This window comes from Leucobacter sp. NPDC058333, from assembly GCF_042726155.1.
Classification (GTDB): Bacteria; Actinomycetota; Actinomycetes; order Actinomycetales; family Microbacteriaceae; genus Leucobacter.
Map to the genome: position 1 here is coordinate 506054 of NZ_JBHXHV010000001.1, position 18971 is coordinate 525024.

Annotated in this window: 14 protein-coding genes; 9 read left to right on the forward strand and 5 right to left on the reverse strand. The window is 66.1% G+C overall.

Annotation, left to right across the window (positions count from 1 at the left end):
- The 8 genes from nrdF to ACFWHR_RS02330 all read left to right on the forward strand — a co-directional run bounded on the left by nrdF (position 1) and on the right by ACFWHR_RS02330 (position 11006).
- On the forward strand, positions 1–969 hold the full coding sequence (gene nrdF / locus ACFWHR_RS02295) for a class 1b ribonucleoside-diphosphate reductase subunit beta (protein WP_382446649.1): 969 nt from the start codon (positions 1–3) through the stop codon (positions 967–969).
- 485 nt (positions 970–1454) lie between these two features.
- Positions 1455–4244, forward strand: coding sequence for an Ig-like domain-containing protein (locus ACFWHR_RS02300; RefSeq protein WP_382446650.1), 2790 nt, complete (start codon positions 1455–1457; stop codon positions 4242–4244).
- Between the two features lie 119 nt (positions 4245–4363).
- Positions 4364–5842: a SpaH/EbpB family LPXTG-anchored major pilin gene (locus tag ACFWHR_RS02305; protein ID WP_382446651.1), complete on the forward strand. Its 1479-nt coding sequence runs from the start codon at positions 4364–4366 to the stop codon at positions 5840–5842.
- A gap of 83 nt (positions 5843–5925) precedes the next feature.
- Positions 5926–6900 (forward strand): class C sortase, encoded by a 975-nt coding sequence (locus ACFWHR_RS02310; protein WP_382446652.1) that lies wholly within the window; start codon positions 5926–5928, stop codon positions 6898–6900.
- Between the two features lie 14 nt (positions 6901–6914).
- Positions 6915–8429 carry a LuxR C-terminal-related transcriptional regulator gene (locus ACFWHR_RS02315; protein WP_382446653.1) on the forward strand — a complete coding sequence of 505 codons (1515 nt, stop codon included), beginning with the start codon at positions 6915–6917 and terminating at the stop codon, positions 8427–8429.
- Between the two features lie 83 nt (positions 8430–8512).
- Positions 8513–9871: a M20/M25/M40 family metallo-hydrolase gene (locus tag ACFWHR_RS02320; RefSeq protein WP_382446654.1), complete on the forward strand. Its 1359-nt coding sequence runs from the start codon at positions 8513–8515 to the stop codon at positions 9869–9871.
- A 69-nt stretch (positions 9872–9940) separates the two neighbouring features.
- On the forward strand, positions 9941–10402 hold the full coding sequence (locus tag ACFWHR_RS02325; protein WP_382446655.1) for an RDD family protein: 462 nt from the start codon (positions 9941–9943) through the stop codon (positions 10400–10402).
- Between the two features lie 4 nt (positions 10403–10406).
- Positions 10407–11006, forward strand: a complete 600-nt coding sequence (locus tag ACFWHR_RS02330; protein ID WP_382446656.1) for a class I SAM-dependent methyltransferase — start codon at positions 10407–10409, stop codon at positions 11004–11006.
- Positions 11007–11153: 147 nt separating this feature from the next.
- On the opposite strand, the gene nikE is transcribed toward ACFWHR_RS02330, so the two are convergent.
- Genes nikE through ACFWHR_RS02355 form a run of 5 tightly spaced genes read right to left on the reverse strand, consistent with a single transcriptional unit; the run spans position 11154 to position 18106 of the window.
- A complete protein-coding gene (gene nikE, locus ACFWHR_RS02335) occupies positions 11154–12794 on the reverse strand; it encodes a nickel ABC transporter ATP-binding protein NikE (protein WP_382446657.1) in 1641 nt (546 codons plus the stop codon).
- Entirely contained in the window at positions 12791–13708 is a 918-nt protein-coding gene (locus tag ACFWHR_RS02340; RefSeq protein ID WP_382446658.1) for an ABC transporter permease, read from the reverse strand. The genes nikE and ACFWHR_RS02340 overlap by 4 nt, the downstream gene beginning before the upstream one ends.
- Entirely contained in the window at positions 13705–14760 is a 1056-nt protein-coding gene (locus ACFWHR_RS02345) for an ABC transporter permease (RefSeq protein ID WP_382446659.1), read from the reverse strand. Before ACFWHR_RS02345 ends, ACFWHR_RS02340 begins: the two co-directional genes overlap by 4 nt.
- Positions 14760–16391, reverse strand: coding sequence for an ABC transporter substrate-binding protein (locus ACFWHR_RS02350; RefSeq protein ID WP_382446660.1), 1632 nt, complete (start codon positions 16389–16391; stop codon positions 14760–14762). The genes ACFWHR_RS02345 and ACFWHR_RS02350 overlap by 1 nt, the downstream gene beginning before the upstream one ends.
- Positions 16388–18106: an amidohydrolase gene (locus ACFWHR_RS02355; RefSeq protein WP_382446661.1), complete on the reverse strand. Its 1719-nt coding sequence runs from the start codon at positions 18104–18106 to the stop codon at positions 16388–16390. The genes ACFWHR_RS02350 and ACFWHR_RS02355 overlap by 4 nt, the downstream gene beginning before the upstream one ends.
- A gap of 166 nt (positions 18107–18272) precedes the next feature.
- Here ACFWHR_RS02355 and ACFWHR_RS02360 point away from each other — a divergent pair, with 166 nt between their 5' ends.
- On the forward strand, positions 18273–18938 hold the full coding sequence (locus tag ACFWHR_RS02360) for a TetR/AcrR family transcriptional regulator (RefSeq protein WP_382446662.1): 666 nt from the start codon (positions 18273–18275) through the stop codon (positions 18936–18938).
- Positions 18939–18971 lie beyond the last annotated feature (33 nt).

Consider the following 18971-nt stretch of genomic DNA (forward strand, 5'->3'; position numbering starts at 1 on the left):
ATGAACTTCAAGCTGGGACACGCTGTTCAGGCGATCAACTGGAACCGCATCCAAGACGACAAAGACCTTGAGGTCTGGAACCGTCTCGTCAACAACTTCTGGTTGCCCGAGAAGGTGCCGCTGTCGAACGACGTCCAGTCGTGGGCGACCCTGACGCCGCAGGAGCAGTTGCTCACCATGCGCGTGTTTACGGGTCTCACCCTGCTCGACACGATCCAGGGCACCGTCGGTGCCGTGTCGCTGATCCCCGACGCAATTACTCCCCACGAGGAGGCCGTCTACACGAACATTGCGTTCATGGAGTCGGTGCACGCGAAGAGCTACTCGTCGATCTTTTCGACGCTCTGCTCGACGCAGGAGATCGACGACGCGTTCCGCTGGTCAGTCGAGAACCCGAATCTGCAGAAGAAGGCGCAGATCATCACCGATTACTACGAGGGTGACGATCCACTGAAGCGCAAGATCGCGTCGACGCTGCTCGAATCGTTCCTGTTCTACTCGGGCTTCTACCTGCCGATGTACTGGTCAAGCCACGCCAAGCTGACCAACACGGCAGACCTGATCCGCCTCATCATTCGCGACGAGGCCGTGCACGGGTACTACATCGGCTACAAGTTCCAGAAGGGACTCGAGAACGAGACCGAAGAGCGCCGCCAGGAGCTCAAGGACTACACGTTCTCGTTGATGTACGAGCTCTACGACAACGAGGTGAAGTACACCGCCGATCTCTACGACCCGGTGGGCCTGACCGAAGACGTCAAGAAGTTCCTGCACTACAACGCCAACAAGGCGCTGATGAACCTCGGCTACGAGGCGATGTTCCCGAAGGAAATGACCGACGTGAACCCGGCCATCCTGTCGTCGCTCTCGCCGAACGCTGACGAAAATCACGACTTCTTCAGCGGCTCGGGCTCCTCCTACGTCATCGGCAAGGCAGTCGCCACCGAAGACGAGGACTGGGACTTCTAACACCCAGCGCAGATTGTAATAGCCCCGGTCGGGCACCCCGCATGCGGGTGCCCGACCGGGGCTATTCGCGTTGGGTGCGGGATCCTTGAGCGGTTTGTGGTGGAGAAGCCGGGGTGGGATGAGGAACGCGGCACTCCGTGCGGCCGAGCGTCACCCGCAACAAAAGCTGTACCTAAGCCGGTTATCGACGTACCCTGAGGTATAGCATGCACCGCTGGGGGGAGTCTATGGTGAAATCGCTAGAAAACTTCTTGGGTCATCCAATTGTCGGCGGCTCCCAGGGTCGTTTGGGCTCAACTTCGGCGTGATTTCGCGCGAGCAGGCACCATTTCATCGACTGAGTTGAAAAGCTGTTGAAAACTGGTGCGATCGCCGTTTTGGGCTGCGCACAGGCATCACACTTAGTGACTACTACTGGTCGTGTGAACGGCCTTGTCTGGAGGAACTTTCTCGTGCAGCGCACTTCACATCGACGAGCTTCGATCATGAGCCGGGTTCGGCGCACGGTCGTCGCCGTCGCGGTCAGCGCACTTGCGCTGACCGGCGCGATCGCGATCGTGGCGAACCCGTTGGCCGACGTTCCCGCCGCGCAAGCGGCCGACCCGCTCGCTCCGCCAGAGGTCTTCAAGCTCCAGGGCGCCGCAGATCGCATTGGCGACGTCATCGACGAGCTCCGCATCGACTTCGTCGTCAAGGTTCCGCACGGGTACGTCAATCCCGCGACGGGCGCGATGCAGACTGTCGGTGGGAACCAGTTGCGCGTTGGCTACGACTACGGCAATGGTGGCGTGCGCAACATGGGGTACCTGAATACCATGGGCGCCGCAGGCGCGACAGCATGGGCGAACAATCGGAATGAGTACTTCACCATTCACAATGTGATCGTGTCGGGCGAAAGCGACTTTCTGGTGATGTCGCTCGAGGGTGACCTGAACTTTCCAGACAACGCGATCGCGAACAACGTCCCGGGCGGCAAACCGGGCTTCCTGAATCTGTACCTCAGCTATGCAACCGGCAATGTGCCGGGCTCGGGTGGTACCACCGCGTGGATCCCAACGGCGAAGACGGTGCACCCGTTCGATTACAACGAGTACTACGACCGCCTTGGGGCGACGAACGTTGCCGGCCCGCAGATCGGCATGCAGTTCGACGGTATCTACAACCTGTGGAGCGGCGACCAGGCGAACTGGGGCCAGGTGCTCGACTTCGGTCTCAACAACTATCCGGCGGGGGTTTTGCCTCCGAACTCCGTCGCCGTCGATCTTGCTAACCGGGCGTACAGCAGCGTGGCCGCTGGCCCGGCCGGTTCCGTGAGCGATAGCTTCTGGTACGCCTGGGTGCACGAAGACGGCTCGCTCGTAACGGACATCAACACCGCGCCGATCCACGTCACTGGCGTGACCCCGAGCAGTTCTCGAAACGGCACCTCAAACGTTGTGAAGAACCTCCCGTCAACATCGCCGACGCTCGCGTACACCGCGGCGCAGGGTGCACAGGGTCTCACCACGAAGGTGGGCGCAGACGGCGCAATTGACTTCACCACTGCCGGCGGCACCGGGTACTACCGCCTCGCGGTGTGGCCCGAATCCCGCAACCCAACGTCGGTCACTGCTGACAACGGTGCCCCACTGCTCTCGTACACAGCGGCCGACCTGTTCGATGCCAATGGCCTCATCACCGCGAGCGCAGACAATATCAAGTGGCTCGTTGGCTCTGCCTACTACAAGTACAACGTGCCGCTGCCGCCGGCTCCCGTGATCGACACCCCGGTGACGGGGTCGCGCACCAACCACAACACCTCGGTCGTAATCTCTGGTCGCGGTGAACCGGACCACACGATCACGCTGAAGTGGAAGTCGGGCACTGCGACGACAGACTTCAACGATCCGAATCAAACGCTGCTCGTTGACGGGCAAAACGGCACGGAAGTAACCGTGCAGCCGGACGGCACTTGGACGTACACCTACACACCAGCGTCTCCCATCGCCGACGGTACCTACTCGATCGTGGCCGCTCAGACGGAGCATTCGACCGGGTACGAAGTCACTTCGCCGCCGTCCAACCCGAACAACGCCACAACACCCACCGCGTGGGGCGTGACGTTTACCATCGACACGGTCGCGCCAACCGCGCCAGCATTTGCGTGCCCGGCGTCTCCGACGAGCAATCCGACGCCGTCGTTCTCGGGAACGGGCGTTGAGTCGGGCGCCGTTGTCGAGGTCTTCCAGAACAACGTGAAGATCGGCGAGGCGACCGTGACAGGCGCATCGTGGACGTACACAATCGACACGGCGCTCGTGAACGGCACGTACAACTTCACCGTCAAGCAGCGCGACATTGCCGGAAATCTCTCGGCAGCATCTGCGCCCGTCTGTACCCTGCAAATTGCGGCCGACGTGCCTGTGTCGGGTACGAAGGTCGTCACTGACGTGCACAACGGCGATCCCTCGCTCCCGGCGGTGAGCCCCTCAAACTGGGAGATTACCGCGACGACCGGTGGCACGACCTCCGTGATCAGCGGCAGCTCGAACTTCAAGTTTGTTCGCGGCACGAGCTACACGATCGGCGAGCGGCTGCGCAGCACGCCGACCCCCGAGGCGAACGCGCCGCTGTACACACAGCGAGGGCAGCTCGTCTGCACTGACGCGAACGGCGGTGCACTTCCCGCGGGCATCGTGAATGCGGCGAACCAGACAGTGCTCATACCTTCGGCCGCAGCGTTCCCCGAGCCGATGCGCTGCGAGATGACCAACAGCACGTCGCAGGCAACGTTCGTCACACAGCGATTGGGTGGCCAGACCACCGATCCGGCGGCCGACTGGACGCTGAATGCGGTGCACTCCAGCACCCAATACAACTTTGCCCTCGACTCTGCGGTTTCGACTCGCGTGGCTCGTCCCGCGGACTACAGCCTCACCGCTGACGCCCCCGACGGCCTCGCAATCATCGGCCTCCAACACCTTGACCTGAGCGTCCCGGCCTGTGCGGCCCTCGCGAATACAGCTGCGACCGCGCCCGAGAGCTGCTGGGTGCAGGTCGCCGGCGGCGCAACAGCTTCGGGCGTAGCGCTGCCGCAGGGGCAACACTCGGTGTTCCGCATCGTGGCAGCATCCCCAGCTGACATGCCGAGCATTCCGCTCACAGGCGGACTCGGATCATGGATCTTCACGGTCGGCGGCCTCGGCGCCCTCGCAATTGCCGGGCTCGCATATTTCCGCCGACATCGCCTGCAACTTGCGGCGGCGTCTCGCATTACGGAGGTGTCCGCTGAGTAGGCCGCGATCCGTGCCGTGAAGCCGCGGCCTTCACCAGGGCCCCAACACCACCGCGCCGAACGGCGCTCCCAATCTCCCCACTCCCCGATTCACACAGTGAATGACGAAAGGACCACCCAGTGAAGCACAAGACGTCACGCGGCGCCCGTGCAATTGCCCTGCTCGGCACCGCAGCAATCGCGGCCGGCTCGATCGGCCTCATCGCGACCCCCGCCTTCGCCGCACCCGGCGAAGGCGGAACGGGAACGCTCACCGTCCACAAGCTCGAGCAGCCCGACACCGACTTCGGCCCCGCAAACGGCACGGAGCTTGACCTCTCGGGTGCCGGCGCGGTCGGACTCGAAGCAGGCTTCACCGTCTGCTCGATCGACGGCATCGACCTGGCGAACTCCGCCGAATGGTCACGCCTCAGCAACATCAGCGCAAGCATCAACGGCAGCGGCGATGTCGTCGTGAATGAGGGCGGCAACACGCTCACCGTCACCTGCGCGGCTGAGCAGACCACCACGCTGCCCGCGGGCGCCACCACCTTCGACCTTGCCGCGGACAAGGCATACGTTGTGTACGAGAGCACGCCCGCTGAGAACGCCATCTCTGTCGCGCAGCCCGCCGTCGTCACCGTGCCGTACCCCGGAAGCGGCGCAGCCGGCGAAGCGGCGTGGAACTACAACCCGCACATCTACCCGAAGAACATCGTCGTCGGCTCAGGCGCGACGAAAGACGGCAAGATCGTCGGCGACAAAGTCACCTTCGACATCAACGTTCCGATCAAGCCGCTGAGCCAGGGCGAGACCTACACCGAGCTGCGCATCAACGATCAGCTCTCAGACTCGCTGCAGTTCACCGGCGGCACCGTCGTGCTGCAGAATTCTGCGGGCGGCGACGTCGCACTCGTTCCGGCTGACTACACACTCAGCACTCCGTCGGGTAACGGCGGCGACGAGGTCATCTTGAACTTCACCGCGAGCGGCCTCGCGAAGATCCAGGCCAACATCGGTGGCAACATCGTGTTCACGATCAACGCGGACGCAATCGGCACAGGCTCGACGGCGAATGAGGCGAAGATCACGCTCAACGGCAAGACGACCGACAAGGGCCCGGAGGTTCCGAACCCGTCGGAGTTCTTCGGTGGCGCGTACATCATCAAGCAGGCCGACAACAAGGGCGCCGGTGCGAACGTGCCGCTCGCGGGTGCAAGCTTCTCGATCTACACCGCAGATGCAGCAGCGACGACCTGCCCCGCAACGCCCGACGCAGCTGCAACCGAGGTCTTCGCTGACCAGGTCTCCGGCGCAGACGGCAACACCCCCGACGTTGTGCTCGCGGCTGGTAAGTACTGCGTCTACGAGACCGGCGTCCCCGCTGGTTATAAGGGCCTGAACGGCGGCCTCGTGCTTGAGGTCACCGGCGAGGGTTCGAACGTCACCGTGGTCAACACCCAGATCGGTGCCGATGAGGGAGACCTCCCGGCGCTGCCGCTGACCGGTGCGGCCGGTAGCTTCCTGATTCTCGGCGGCGGCGTTGTGCTGCTGCTCGCAGGTATCGTGCTCGTAGTTGCACGTCGCCGCAAGCAGGAAGAGGAGCTCGAAGAGGTCTAACCCTCGCGCTCTCCGAGAGCGTCGTCCCGAGGCCAGTTGCCTCGGGACGACGCTTTTCCCGTTCCGTAAGACGAAGGACCCACATGAACACCCAGGCCGACGCACCCAGCGCGCCAGGCGCGAGAAAACCGCGACGCCGCTGGAAGTTCAGCTGGCTCAACCTCGCGATCTCGATCCTGCTGCTTGCCGGGCTCGTGCTGCTCGTGTACCCAACGGCGGCCTCATGGGTTTCGCAACACAACCAATCGAACCTCATCACCGACCAGGCGACAGAAAACAGCCGCAAAGCGCAAGCTGAGATCTCGAAGTCACTGAAAGACGCGCACAAGTACAACGATCTGCTCGAATCGGGTGCGCTGTTGGCCTCCGGAGCGCACGTCGCCGAGGGCACGGGCACGACGGATACGCAGCTCGACTACTGGAAACTCCTCAAGGCTGACCCGACCGGGGTGATGGCGCGGCTCCAAGTTCCCGCCATCGACCTTGATTTGCCCGTGTACCACGGCACGAGCGACAAGACACTGCTCGCCGGTGTCGGGCACCTGCAGGGCACCTCGCTGCCGGTCGGTGGCACGGGCACCCGATCCGTGCTGACCGGCCACCGTGGGCTGGCGAACGCAACGATGTTCACGAACCTCGACAGGGTCAAGAAGGGCGACACGTTCAGCGTCGAGGTGCTGGGTGAGGTGCTCACCTATCGCGTCTTCAAGATCGAAGTCGTTGATCCCGATGCGACCGAAGAAATCAGGGCCGTCAAGGGCAAAGACCTGATGACACTCGTGACCTGCACGCCGCTCGGCATCAACACGCATCGCATTCTCATCACCGGCGAGCGCGTCAGCCCCACGCCGCAGAGTGACATCGACTCGATGAACGCTGCACCGGATGTGCCGGGCTTTCCCTGGTGGATCGTGGTCCTAGCGTCGGGCACCGTCGTGATCGGCACCTGGTATTGGCGGGCGGGGCTGGGCCCGCGCCCGAAACGCACGCGTGAAGAGAAAAGGTGCGCCCAAGACGGATGTGTGAAGCGCGGGGGAACCGCTACGGGGATAGTCTGAGCACGGAAGAGCTCATGGGAGAAGTTTCAGGGGGCGACATGGGTAATCAGTCGCAGTGGATCCAAGAGAGCGAAGAGGGCAGCGGAAGCGGCACCTGGACACTGGTGCTCGACGCCGCCCACGCCGTCATCGATGCGTCGCTGCGCGCCGGCGGCGTGCCGACTGCGCAGCAGCTCGACCTGATTCGCGCGGTGCCCATCGCCTCGTTCCGGGATCGGCCCCACAGTGAGCGGCGGGCAGTGATGGCCGGTCAGATCATGGCCCTGTCTCGCACCGGCATGCACGAGGAGGCGTTCGAGCTCGCGGAAGCCGCCGCAATCGTGCGGCCATCCCGGCTCGACTTCGACCTCAGTGTCGAAGAGATAATGGCGTTCCAATCAGCGATTTCCGAGGCGTTCCTCGGCGCCGGTTACCAGTCGAGGGCACTCGAATTCGCGATGCGTATGGTGAATTACGGCGAATCCGGTGGAGCACACCCCCGCTGGCAGCATCGCGCTCTGGGTCAGCTCGCGTCCGCGCATGCACTCAACGGCACCTTCGCTGATGCGAAGCGCACACTGAAGCAGCAGCGGGCGCTCGTCACCGCTCAGGGGTGGGACACCAACGAGTCCGACTATCTCGGTTCGATGGCTGAAGCTGTGCTCGCGTTCATGAGCCTCGATGCGAAAGCTTCGGCGTCGGTTGCGAAGCGGTTGCGCGCTCGCGTCGCGTCGGATCCCACGTCGCGGTCGCTCGTTGACCTGCTCGACGCCGTGGCACTCATGCTCAACGGTGACCCGTACGGTGCGTCGGCCCTCGCAGTGCGCGTCGCCCAGGGCACGTCGCAGCCGATGGGGCCGAGGCTCATTCAAGATTTCGGCGTCATGCTGCAGGCGTTTATTCTGCTGCAGGAGCACGAGCCGATGCGAGTGCTCGGGCTGCTGCGCGGCATGCAGCCAAGCGAGCACCACCTCATCTGCCCGGCAGTCGCCCGCGCGGGCGCATACCTACAAATGGGTGAATACCAGAATGCGTTGAGCGAGACGCGCGACTGCGTGAAGCGGCGCACCAAGCACAACATCTGGTTTCTGCCCTACGCGCTGCTCTGCCGGGCGATCGCGAACATGCGGCTCGGCCACGAGGCCACCGCGCTGCGCGACGCCGGCGCTGCGCTCGCGCACGTGCGTCAGAGCCCCGACCTCTCCGCGATCTTCGCCCAGTTCAATGCCGATGACCTGACGGCGCTGTTCGATCTCGTCGACAAGCGGATCCCGAAATCCGTGGCAAACACTGCCCCGTTCCGCAAAGCGCTCGAGCGGGCGGGAGGCACGAACAACCGCGTATTGGAGATTCCCAAGCTGTCGAAGCGCGAGAGCATCGTGGCTCACGAGCTGCGCAAGCGGGCAGGTTTCGCGGAGATAGCCAAGGAGTTGCACGTCTCGTCGGGCACGGTGCGCAGCCAGGCGGGAGCGATCTATCGCAAGCTCGGCGTTGACAACCGCGAAGAGGCTGTGCACCGGCTCGAGTCACTCGGGTTCTACGAGCTGTAGAGCGCTGTGATGGGCGCACCCCGGCCCACGAGTAGGCTGGAGACCTGATTCGGGCGCGGCCCGAGACGAGGAGGTGGCAGCCGGTGTCTGGTCACGGCGACGACGCGAGTGCTCCGACGAGTGACTCCGCTGCAGACACCATCGCTCTGCTGCGCGAACTCATCCGAGAGGCTTGCGTCAACGACGGCAGCGTCGGCTCGGGCCAAGAAATTCGCAGTGTGCGCGTGCTGCAGCGCTTTCTCGCGGGGGCGGTCGCAACCGGCCGCGTCGAAACGCACCTGCTCGAGTCGGCGCCCGGCCGCGCATCACTGGTGGCGCGCGTGCGCGGCACCGATCCTGACGCTCCGTCACTGGGCTTACTCGGGCACCTTGACGTCGTGCCCGTGGATCCGGATGGTTGGACTCGCAACCCATTTGGCGGCGAGCTCATTGACGGCGAAATCTGGGGCCGCGGAGCCGTCGACATGCTGTATCTCACTGCCGCATTTGCTTGCGTGCTGCGCGATCTCGCGTTCGCGCCCGAGCGCCCCCGCGGCGACCTCGTGCTGATTGCGGTCGCCGACGAAGAGGGCGGCGGCGAGTATGGCATTCACTGGCTCGTGCGTCAGCACGCCGAAACTGTGCGCGTGACCGAGGCACTGTCTGAGTCGGGTGGCATGCGGATGGGCAGCCACGTCGCGATTGAGATCGCAGAGAAAGGATCGGCCGGGCGGCGACTCGTCGTGCGCGGCAAGCCGGGCCATGCCTCGATCCCCTACGGCGCGATGAGCGCTTCGTACCGCATCGGTGACGTGCTGCGGCGGCTCGGTGAGGTCATGCCAGCCGCGCAGCTCGGCCCGCTCTGGAACGCCTTTGTCAGCGCTCGAATTGATGACCCGGCGCTCGCCGAGCGGCTGCGAGATCCAGTGCGCCTTGATGCCGCGCTGCCGCAGCTCGGTGGCATCGCGGGTTACGCGCACGCCGTGTCGCGCATCACCATTTCGCCGACCGTGCTGCGGGCTGGCGCGACCCACAACGTAATTCCGGCGACGGGTACGATCGATCTCGACATTCGCACGCTGCCCGGCACCACCGACGACGAGGTCGACCAGCTACTGCGCGTGGTGCTGGGTCCGCTCGCCGACGAAATTGAGATCGAGCACCTGCGCGGCTGGGCAGCCACGACCTCGCCAGCCGATACGCCCCTGTTCGCCGCGATCGAACGCGCAGTGGAGGCCGTCGCAGACGCGCCGGTCGTGCCGATTATGGCGGCGGGCGGATCCGACGCTCGCGTGTTGCGTGAGCTCGGCATTCCCGCCTACGGGTTCGGTCTGCTCGGCCCCGGCTGGAGCTACGAGCGGTATCGCGAAGGCGTACACGGCAACGACGAGCGCATCGATGTGGAGTCGGTGACACTCTCGCTCGCGGCGCTGCAGCGCATCGTGGCGGATCGCGTGGGCTGAGCCAGTGTCGGCGCCGCCCGCCGCTCGCCGCTCGCGTCGATGGTCGCGCGCACCCGCTACGATTTGGCTATGAATTCCCATCCTGACGGCAAGGATCGTAAGACGCTGAAAAACGGTGTCGTTGTGGTTGAGGCTCGTTGGTCGAGCATGTTCGCCGCGTTCGTCGTCGACGGGTTGATTGTGCTGGCGATTTCCGGGGCGGTGTTCGGGGCGATGGCGGCCGCGGCCGGACCCTACGGCGATCTGAGTGCCGCGTGGATCGCGGGGCTCGTGGCCTGGCCGGTCGGCGCTTTCGCGTACGGATTCACGACCGCCCACCGGAGGTCAATCGGACAGGCCATCGCTGGCACGCGCACGGTGCGCATTGCGGACGGGTCAGTCCCGGGGTTCTGGCGTGCGGGCTGGGTCATGTTCGGGCGAACGATTGGCTCGCCGATAGTGCTGCTCGGGGCACTCAGCGGTGCGATGACCGATACGGGTGTCGCGCACATGTCGATCGACGTCGCGCGGGCGCGCGCTGCGCAGGCGTGAAGGCATGTCGTTCGCATCGGTTCGTGAGTCGTACGGCGCCCGCGCTGACGAGTACATCGCGGCGGTCGGTGGTATCGAACACCTCGCCGCTGCCGACACCGCGCTTATTGAGCGCTGGGCGCGAGACCTCAATGGGCCTGTGCTTGACGTGGGGTGTGGGCCGGGGCAGTGGACGCACCTGTTCACTGGCCTCGGAGTGGACGCGTCGGGGGTCGATCCCGTGCCCGAGTTCGTCGAGCGCGCCCGGGCCTCATACCCCGCGGGCCGGTACCGCGTGGGTCGGGCAGAGAGCCTCGACGTCGCCGACGCGTCGCTTGGGGGAGTGCTGGCGTGGTACTCGCTTATCCACACCGAGCCGTCGGCCATCGGGGAGGCGCTGACCGAGTTCGCGCGGTGCATTCGACCTGGCGGCGGGCTGGCCCTCGGATTCTTCACGGGCGCTGAGCTCGCGCCGTTCGATCACGCGATCACCACGGCCTACTTCTGGCCCGTCGAGCTGCTGCAGCGCGAGGTAGAGGCGGCCGGCTTCACGGTCACGCACACCGAGCAACGCACCGACCGCCCAAACCGCGCGCACGCGGCGCTCTTGGGGGTGCGGGTCTAGCCCGTGTTGCGGTGGGCGGGGTTTGCGTTCTGGGGTCTGCGTTCTGCAAGTGATCCGCGTTTGGCAAGCTCCGTGCTGCAACATCGGGGTTGCCGAACGCGGATCGCTTGCGGAAAGCGCGGCGCGGCCGGGCGCCGGGCCGGGCGGCTACGCCGCGCGCTGCCAGAGGGGTTCGGGGCGGGAGGCGATGAGGCGTTTCGTGTAGTCCTCCTGGGGGTGCGTAAGGATTTGCGCGGTGTCGCCGTACTCGACGACCTCTCCGCGCTGCATTACGAGCGTCTCCGTGCAGATGCGCGACACGACGGCGAGGTCGTGGGTCACAAACACGATGGTCAGCCCGAACTGGTCACGCACCTCCTCGATGAGCGCGAGCACCTGCGCCTGCACCGAGACGTCGAGCGCGCTGGTCGCCTCGTCGAGCACGAGCAGTTTCGGCTGCGCCGCGAGCGCCTTCGCGAGCGCCACGCGCTGGCGCTGACCACCCGAGAGCGCCTTCGGCCGCGCGGTGAGCAACTCTGCGCGCACGCCGACGCGCGCGAGCAGCGTTGCTGCCTCGGCTTCGGCCGCGCGCCGAGTACCGCCCCGGTGCAGTCGCACGACGTCGGCCACGGAACGCCCGATTGGGATTCGCGGGTCGAGCGAGAGGTACGGATCCTGGAACACCATCTGCGTGCTCGATGCCAGCGTGCGGCGCTCGGCACCCGTCAGGTCGCGATGCGGCCGCGCCGCGCCCTCGACGACGAGCTCGCCGCCGTCCGCCTGTTCGAGCCCGACAAGGATGCGGGCGAGCGTCGACTTGCCCGATCCCGATTCCCCCACGATGCCGAGCGAGCCGCCCCGCGCGAGCGAGAAATCGACCCGTGAGAGTGCCACGACGTCGCTGCGGCCAGCGACCCGATAGCGCTTCGTGATCCCCTCGGCAACAATCAGCGGTGCCTCGGGCGCCGCGCCCGCCGAAACCCCCGCGCCCGCCGAAACCCCCGCGCTCGCCGAAACCTCTGCGACGCCGCGCACCTCGATGCGCGGCGTCGCAGCCAGCAGCTCCCGCGTGTACTCCTCCCGGGGCGATCGGAATACCGCCTCGGTGGCACCCGCTTCCACGACGAGACCTCCGCGCAGTACGACGACCCGCTCGCACAGCGACGCTGCCAGCCCGAGGTCGTGGGTGATAAACAGCATGCCCATGCCGCGCGCGGCCTGCTGTTCGCGCAGCAGCTCAACGATGCCGGCCTGCGTGGTGACGTCGAGCGCCGTGGTCGGCTCGTCGCAGAGCAGGAGATCTGGGGAGTCGAGCAGCGCCGCCGCGATCATGACGCGCTGCAGCATGCCGCCCGAGAGCTGGTGCGGGTACTGATCGAGCAGACTCTCCGCGCGGGGCAGCCCGACCTGTTCGAGCTGGGCGATGGCGCGAGCGGCAGCATCGGGCCGGCTCAGCCCGTGCCAGCGCACCAGGGTTTCGGTGAGGAAGTCGCCGAGCGTGCGCACGGGATTGATGCCGGCGCGCGGATCCTGGAAGATCATCGACGCGCGCGTGCGGCGAATGGTGCGCAGCTGCGCCTCAGACGCGGTCACCGTGTCGATGTCGCCGACCCGCACCGATCCCGAGAGCGATGCCCGATCGGGGAACAGGCCCAGAGCGGCGCGGGTGGTGAGCGACTTGCCCGATCCGGACTCGCCCACGAGCGCGACTGATTCGCCCGCGGCGACCGACAGCGAGACGCCGTTGAGCAGGGCGCCGCGACCCGGCACTCGCAACGACAGGTCGGCGACATTCAAGAGTGCGGTCATGAGAAATTGCCTCCGATACGATCCGACAGTTCTTCGCCGATGATGTTGATGGCGACGACCACGAGCACCACGACGGCGGCCGGGACGAACGTGGGCAGTAGCGCCCCGCTCATCAGCGCGCCGCGGCTCTCGTTGATCATTGAGCCCCAGTCGGCGGTCGGCGCTTGCACTCCGAGTCCGATGAACGACAGCGCCGCGAGGTCCGCGAGCACGTAGCCGAAGTTGAGCGTCGACTGCGCGCCGACCGTCGGCACGACGTTGGGCAGCACACGCCGCAGCGCGATCCACGATCCGCGGAAACCGAGCACGCGATACGCCTGCACGTAGGGCCGCGTGCGCTCGGCAACGATCAGCCCGCGCGTGAGCCGGGCGACGTAGGGCACGTAGGCAATTGTCATCGCGAGCACGGGGGCGAACATGCCCTTGCCGAAGAGCGCGACCGCCAGAATGGCGAGCAACATCGCCGGGAACGAGAACAGGAAGTCGAAGACGCGCGACAGCACGGCGTCGATCCAGCCGCCTCGCCAGGCGGCGACGAGGCCGAGCAGCAGGCCGAGCACGGTTGACCCGACGACGACGATGAGCGGGCCGATGAGCGAGGTGCGCGCGCCAAACATGAGGCGCGTCAGCAGGTCGCGGCCGAGCGCGTCGGTGCCGAGCCAGTGCGCCCAGGTCGGGCCGGCGAGCACGTTTTGCAGGTCGACGTGGTCGGGATCGTACGGCGCGATGAGCGTCGCGAAGGCGGCGGCGAGCACGACGATCGCGACGAACACGAGCGACACGGTCGCGGGCACAGAGAATCGGGTGCGACGCAGTGATTTCGGCACGGCGAGCGCCCGCGTCGTGTCGGGCGGCAGCGCGGGCGCGGAGCCCGACGCGGCGGGTCGCGGGGTGGCCTGGGGTGCGGTGCTCATCGGGTCTCCGATCCTGCAGCGATGCGCGGGTCGATCAGCGGTTGCACGAGATCGACGATGGTGTTGATCGTGACGAAGGCCACGACGACGACGAGCACGATCGCCTGCACGACCGGAAAATCGAGCCGGTCGACCGACTGCACGAGCAGCGAGCCCATGCCCGCGAGCCCGAAGGTCTGCTCGACAATCGCGCTCGAGACGAGCAGCCCGGCGACGAGCACGCCACTCACGAGCAGGATCGGGCCGACCGCGTTGCGCAGCACGTGCCGCAGCACCACCGAGGAGCGCGTCAGGCCGCGGCTCGTCGCGACCTCGACGTGCTCACGCACAAACTGCTCGTTCATTGACGAGCGCGTGACGCGCGCGATCAGTGCGACGAACGCCAGCCCGAGCGCGAGGGCGGGCAGCAGCAGATGCACGAAGCGATCCAAGCCCTCGTCGCCGCTACCGAACGAGGGGAACCAACCCAGCTGCACAGCGAAAATCGCGATGAGCAGGATAGCGATGACGAACGACGGCACCGCGCCGAGGGCGGTGGACGTCATCAGGATCACGCGATCCGTCAGCTTGCCGCGCCGCAGGCTCGCGAAGATGCCGGCGGCGAGCCCGATGACCACGATGAACACGGCGGCGAGCGCGACGAGTTCGAGTGTCACGGGGAGCCGCGACAGCAGCACCGTCGATACGTCGTCGCGGTATTGCAGGGAGCGCCCGAAGTCGCCGCGCACGACCCCGCTGATCCACGTGAGGTATTGCTCGATGGGTGACTTGTCGAGCCCGTACTGCCGAGTCACCTCAGCGATCGCCTCTGGGCTGGGGCTGCGCCCGCGCAGCAGGAAGCGCGCGGGGTCGCCCGGCACGACGAACCGGGAGAAGAAGACGACGAGCGATGCCGCAAAGAGCGTGGCGATCAGGCCGACGAGGCGGCCGAGCACGAACCTCGCGGTGCCCGCTGCGCGGCTCCCGCCGGTGCGCCGCGATCCTGCATCGTCTTCGCGCAGGCGCACGGCCCGCGTCTGCATGGATTGCGCGTCAGAAGCTGGCGATGCCATTACTCGGCCCTTCCGATGGTTGCTGCCCAGGGGTAGTACATGTAGTAAATGGAGGGATCGACGCCGGTAATGCGGTCACCGAGCCAGAGCGAATTCGGTACGTCGAACAGCGGGATCCACGGCAGCTCCTCGCTTGTCAGCCGCTGCGCCTCGGCCGCGAGGTGCGAGCGATCGAACGCGTCATCGGTCTGCAGGGCCCGGTTCACGATGTCGTCGAACTCGGGGTTCGACCACTTCCCGTAGTTTGAGAACTCACCGGTGCGAAGCACGGCGTACATCTCGAGCGGGTCGGTGCTTGAGAGATACCAGCGCGTGGTGAAGAGATCGACGCCCTTTAGCGCTTCGGGGTCGGAGAACAGCAGCGTGTAAGCGTTCGGCGTCCGGGTCTCGATCTCGATGTCGAGTCCGATCTCGTTGCCCGCCGAGGCGACCGCCTGGGAGATCACGTCGAAGGAGGAATCGATCGAGGCCGTCACGTAGGTGATCTTCGCGCCCTCGGCGCCGGCCTCCTTGACCAGTGCGCGGGCGGCGTCAAGGTCGTAATCGTGATTCGGCAGGTCATCGAACGCCTCGTGTGTCGCCTCGGGATCGCCATTGATCCAGACTGATTCGGAGGTGAGGGCGTCGGTCGGCGTTGCGTAGCCCTGAACGGCGGCGCGCACGAGCGCCTCGCGATCCAGCGCCATCGTGAGTGCCTGACGCACGCGCACATCACCGAGTGGGCCGTCCATGTCTGAGACCACGAGGCTCTGCACCGTCGCGTTGGTGCCGAAGTGCACGGAGCCCGTGTCGCTCGCCCGCAGCACGTCGATGGCATTGCTCGGCAACGACCAGGCGCCGTCGATTTCGCCGGTCTGCAGCGCGTTCACGCGGGCGTTCGGGTCGTTCAAGATCACGAACGTCATCTGCTTCGCCTTCGCGCGCAGCTCCGGGTCCCAATAGTCGTCGAAGCGATTGAGCGTGATCGATTCGCCCGAGCGCCACTCGCCAAACGAGAACGGACCGGTGCAGTTCACCCCGGTTGACTGGTTGCCGTAATCGGCCCCGGCCGCCTCGGTGCTCGCCGCCGACTGAATCACGCCGGGCGCCGCCGACATCAGCTGATTGAACTGGGAGTCGGGTACAACCGTGCGCACCGTCACCTCGTGGTCGCCCGTCTGCTCGATCGTGTCAACGTTCTTGAAGGTGTCGTACCAGAACGAGGCGACCTTGGGATCGAGGTGGCGGAGCAACGACACCACCACGTCGTTCGGCGTCATCTCGGTGCCGTCGTGAAATTTCACGCCCTCCCGGATCGTGTACACCCACGTCAGCGGATCGGGGTGCTCGAAATTCGTCGCGAGGCCGGGCGACACCGAGAGATCTGAGTTCCACCGCAGCAGTGATTCGCAGACGTTTGAGAGCACCGTGTTGTCGGCGTAGTCAAAGGCGTACGCCGGGTCGAGCGAGTACGGCTCAGTCATGAGTGCCCACGTGAACGAGTCGATGTCGCCGACCGGCTGCGGGGTGTGAGCCTCGAGTTCGAAGGTGCCGGCATCGGCTCCCACGGCGCTCTGACCGCAGCCGGCGAGGCCGGCGACGAGCAGGATCGCGGTGCCAGCTGCGGCGAGCGCGCGGCGGGGGCGCATCATGCGGGGCCCGCGGTGGTGCTTGCGGTGGCGCTTGCGTCGTCGTGGCCTGTCTCAGCTGAGCGAGAGTACACGCGCTCGCCGCCGATCCAGGTTTCGTCGACCCTCGCCGTGTGTATTTCCTCCGGCGGGAGATCGAACAGGTTGCGATCGAGGATCGCGAGGTCGGCGTAGTAGCCGGGCTCGAGGCGGCCGGTGGCGTGGTCGAGATGGTTGATTCGTGCCGTGCCCTGCGTGTACGCGTTCAGCGCCTCGGTCAGCGTGAGGCGCTGCGAGTCCGGGCCGAGCGGGCGGCGCTCACTGCCCGGCGAGACCCGGTTCACGGCGATGTGGATCGCCTGCACCGGATCCGGGCTCGACACCGACCAGTCGCTGCCGGCGGCGAGCCGGGCACCCGACGCGATGAGCTCACCAAAGGGATAGTGGTGCGCCTCGGCGTCGTCGGTTAAGAACGGCAGCGTGAGGGTGTCGAGCTGCTCTTCATGGCAGGCCCAGAGCGCCTGGATGTTCGCGGTCGCACCGAGCGAGGCGAAGCGCGCCACGTCCTCTGAACGCACGACCTGCAGGTGTGCGAGGTGGTGACGGTTGTCGGTCTCGCCGTTTTCGGTGCGGGCGTGCTCGAGCGCGTCGAGCGCGTCGGTGACGGCGCGGTCGCCGAGTGCGTGGAAGTGCACCTGCATGCCCTCTCGGTCGAGGGCCGTGACGAAGCGCGCCATGTCGCGCGGATCGAAGAACGATATACCGCGATTCTCGGTCGCGTCGCCGTGGTGGTCGCGGTAGCACTCGTGCATTGCCGCCGTGAAGTTCTCGGCGACGCCGTCGACCATCACCTTGACCGAGGCGAGTGAGAGGCGATCGGGGTCGCACTGCGCCGCCACCTCGTCTCGGCGGGCGAGGATCGGGTCGAGCTGCGCATCGCCGTCCTCCCGGTTCCACCACTGGGCACCGCGTACGCGCACCTTGAGCGCGCCGTCGCTCGCCGCGCGCAGGTACACGGGTACCGTGTCGGGGCTGCCCATGAATTCGCCGACCGCAGCGTCTTGCCACGCGGTGATGCCGAACGAGACGAGGTGCTGCTGCGCTGCGAGCAGCCCGTCGTAGGCCTGGTCAAGCGTCGGCCGCGGGCGCACGGATCCGAACAGGCTCATCGCGCCCTCGTGCACCGTGCCAGCGGGGGTTCCGTCTGGCTCGCGCTCGAAGCGGCCGTCGGCCGGGTCGGGTGTAGCTGCCGTGATGCCCGCGAGTTCGAGCGCGCGGGTGTTCACCCACGCGCCGTGGTGATCACGGTTTTCGAGGAGCACGGGGCGGTCGGGCACGACGGCGTCGAGCTGCTGCCGTGTGGGCGTACCGCCCGGGAAGGCGTCCATCGACCAGCCGGCACCCAAGATCCACTCGAGGTCGGAGTGGGCGGCGGCGTATGCCGCGATGACTGAGAGCGTCTCGTCAGCGCTGTCGCAGCCCGAGAGATCGCAGCTGAGCAGCTCGACGCCGGCCATGACGGGATGTACGTGGGCGTCTTGAAATCCGGAGATAAGCAGACGGCCGGCGAGATCGACGCGGTGAGTTGCCGTCTCCGCGAGTGCGGCTACTTCGGCAGCGTCGGTCGAGAGGATGCGCCCGTCTGCGACGGCGATACCTCCGAACGTGGGGGAATCCTCGGATCCCGTGTAGACCCAGCCGTGTTCGAACACGGTGTCAGCGGTCGGGGTAAGCGTCACCGCAGCCTCCTTCGGCGTATCTTCTTCGATGCGTGGAGCACACGCTATGCGACTTGCGACGCAATGTCAACGACGTTGACATTGTCGTTGACATTGCGAGGATCGGCGGGATTACACTGGTGCCGTACCGAAACGAATCGGCACTGCACAGCAACGGAGGCTGCACGTGACAGCGGAAACGAGCACGAAGCGCGTGCGGCTCGATCAACGCACAATCGTGGAGGCCGTGCTCGAACTCGCGCGCACCGAGGCGAACACTCGCATCACGATCAAACGCCTCGGCGAACACCTCGGAGTTGACGCCTCGGCGATGTACCGGCACTTCCGCAACAAAGACGAGATCGTTCGCGCGACTCTCGATCGGCTGAGCGGGTGGGCGTCAGAGGCTGGCCGCGCCGCCACGGGCACCTGGCGCGAACGCCTCGAAGTGCTCGTGATGCGCACCGCGGAACTTAGCCTCGAACACCCCGCCATCGCCAAGGAGGGCGCCGTCACCGACCCGGCCGGGCCGGGCGATGCCGCGGCCGTTGAGTTCCTGCTTGAGATGCTCGTCGAGGCCGGCCTGAGTGGTGACGCGTTGATTCGGTCGTACGCCGCGATCTCCGGCTTCATGCTGGCCCACTCGTCGGCGATGGCGCACGAGGCCTACAATCGCCACCCCTCCGAGCGTAACGGCTCGATCCCCTGGATCAGTACGTTCGGGCCGATCACCATGAGCGACTTTCCGCTCGTGAATGAGCACCGCGATGAGCTGCTCGCCGTCGACGGCATGGCGGTGTACCGCGCCGGCGTCGCCGCGATACTCGACTCGATCGAGCGCGCGGTCTCCTGAGCGCGCTCGCTGGGTGACTGCGACCTGCGTTCC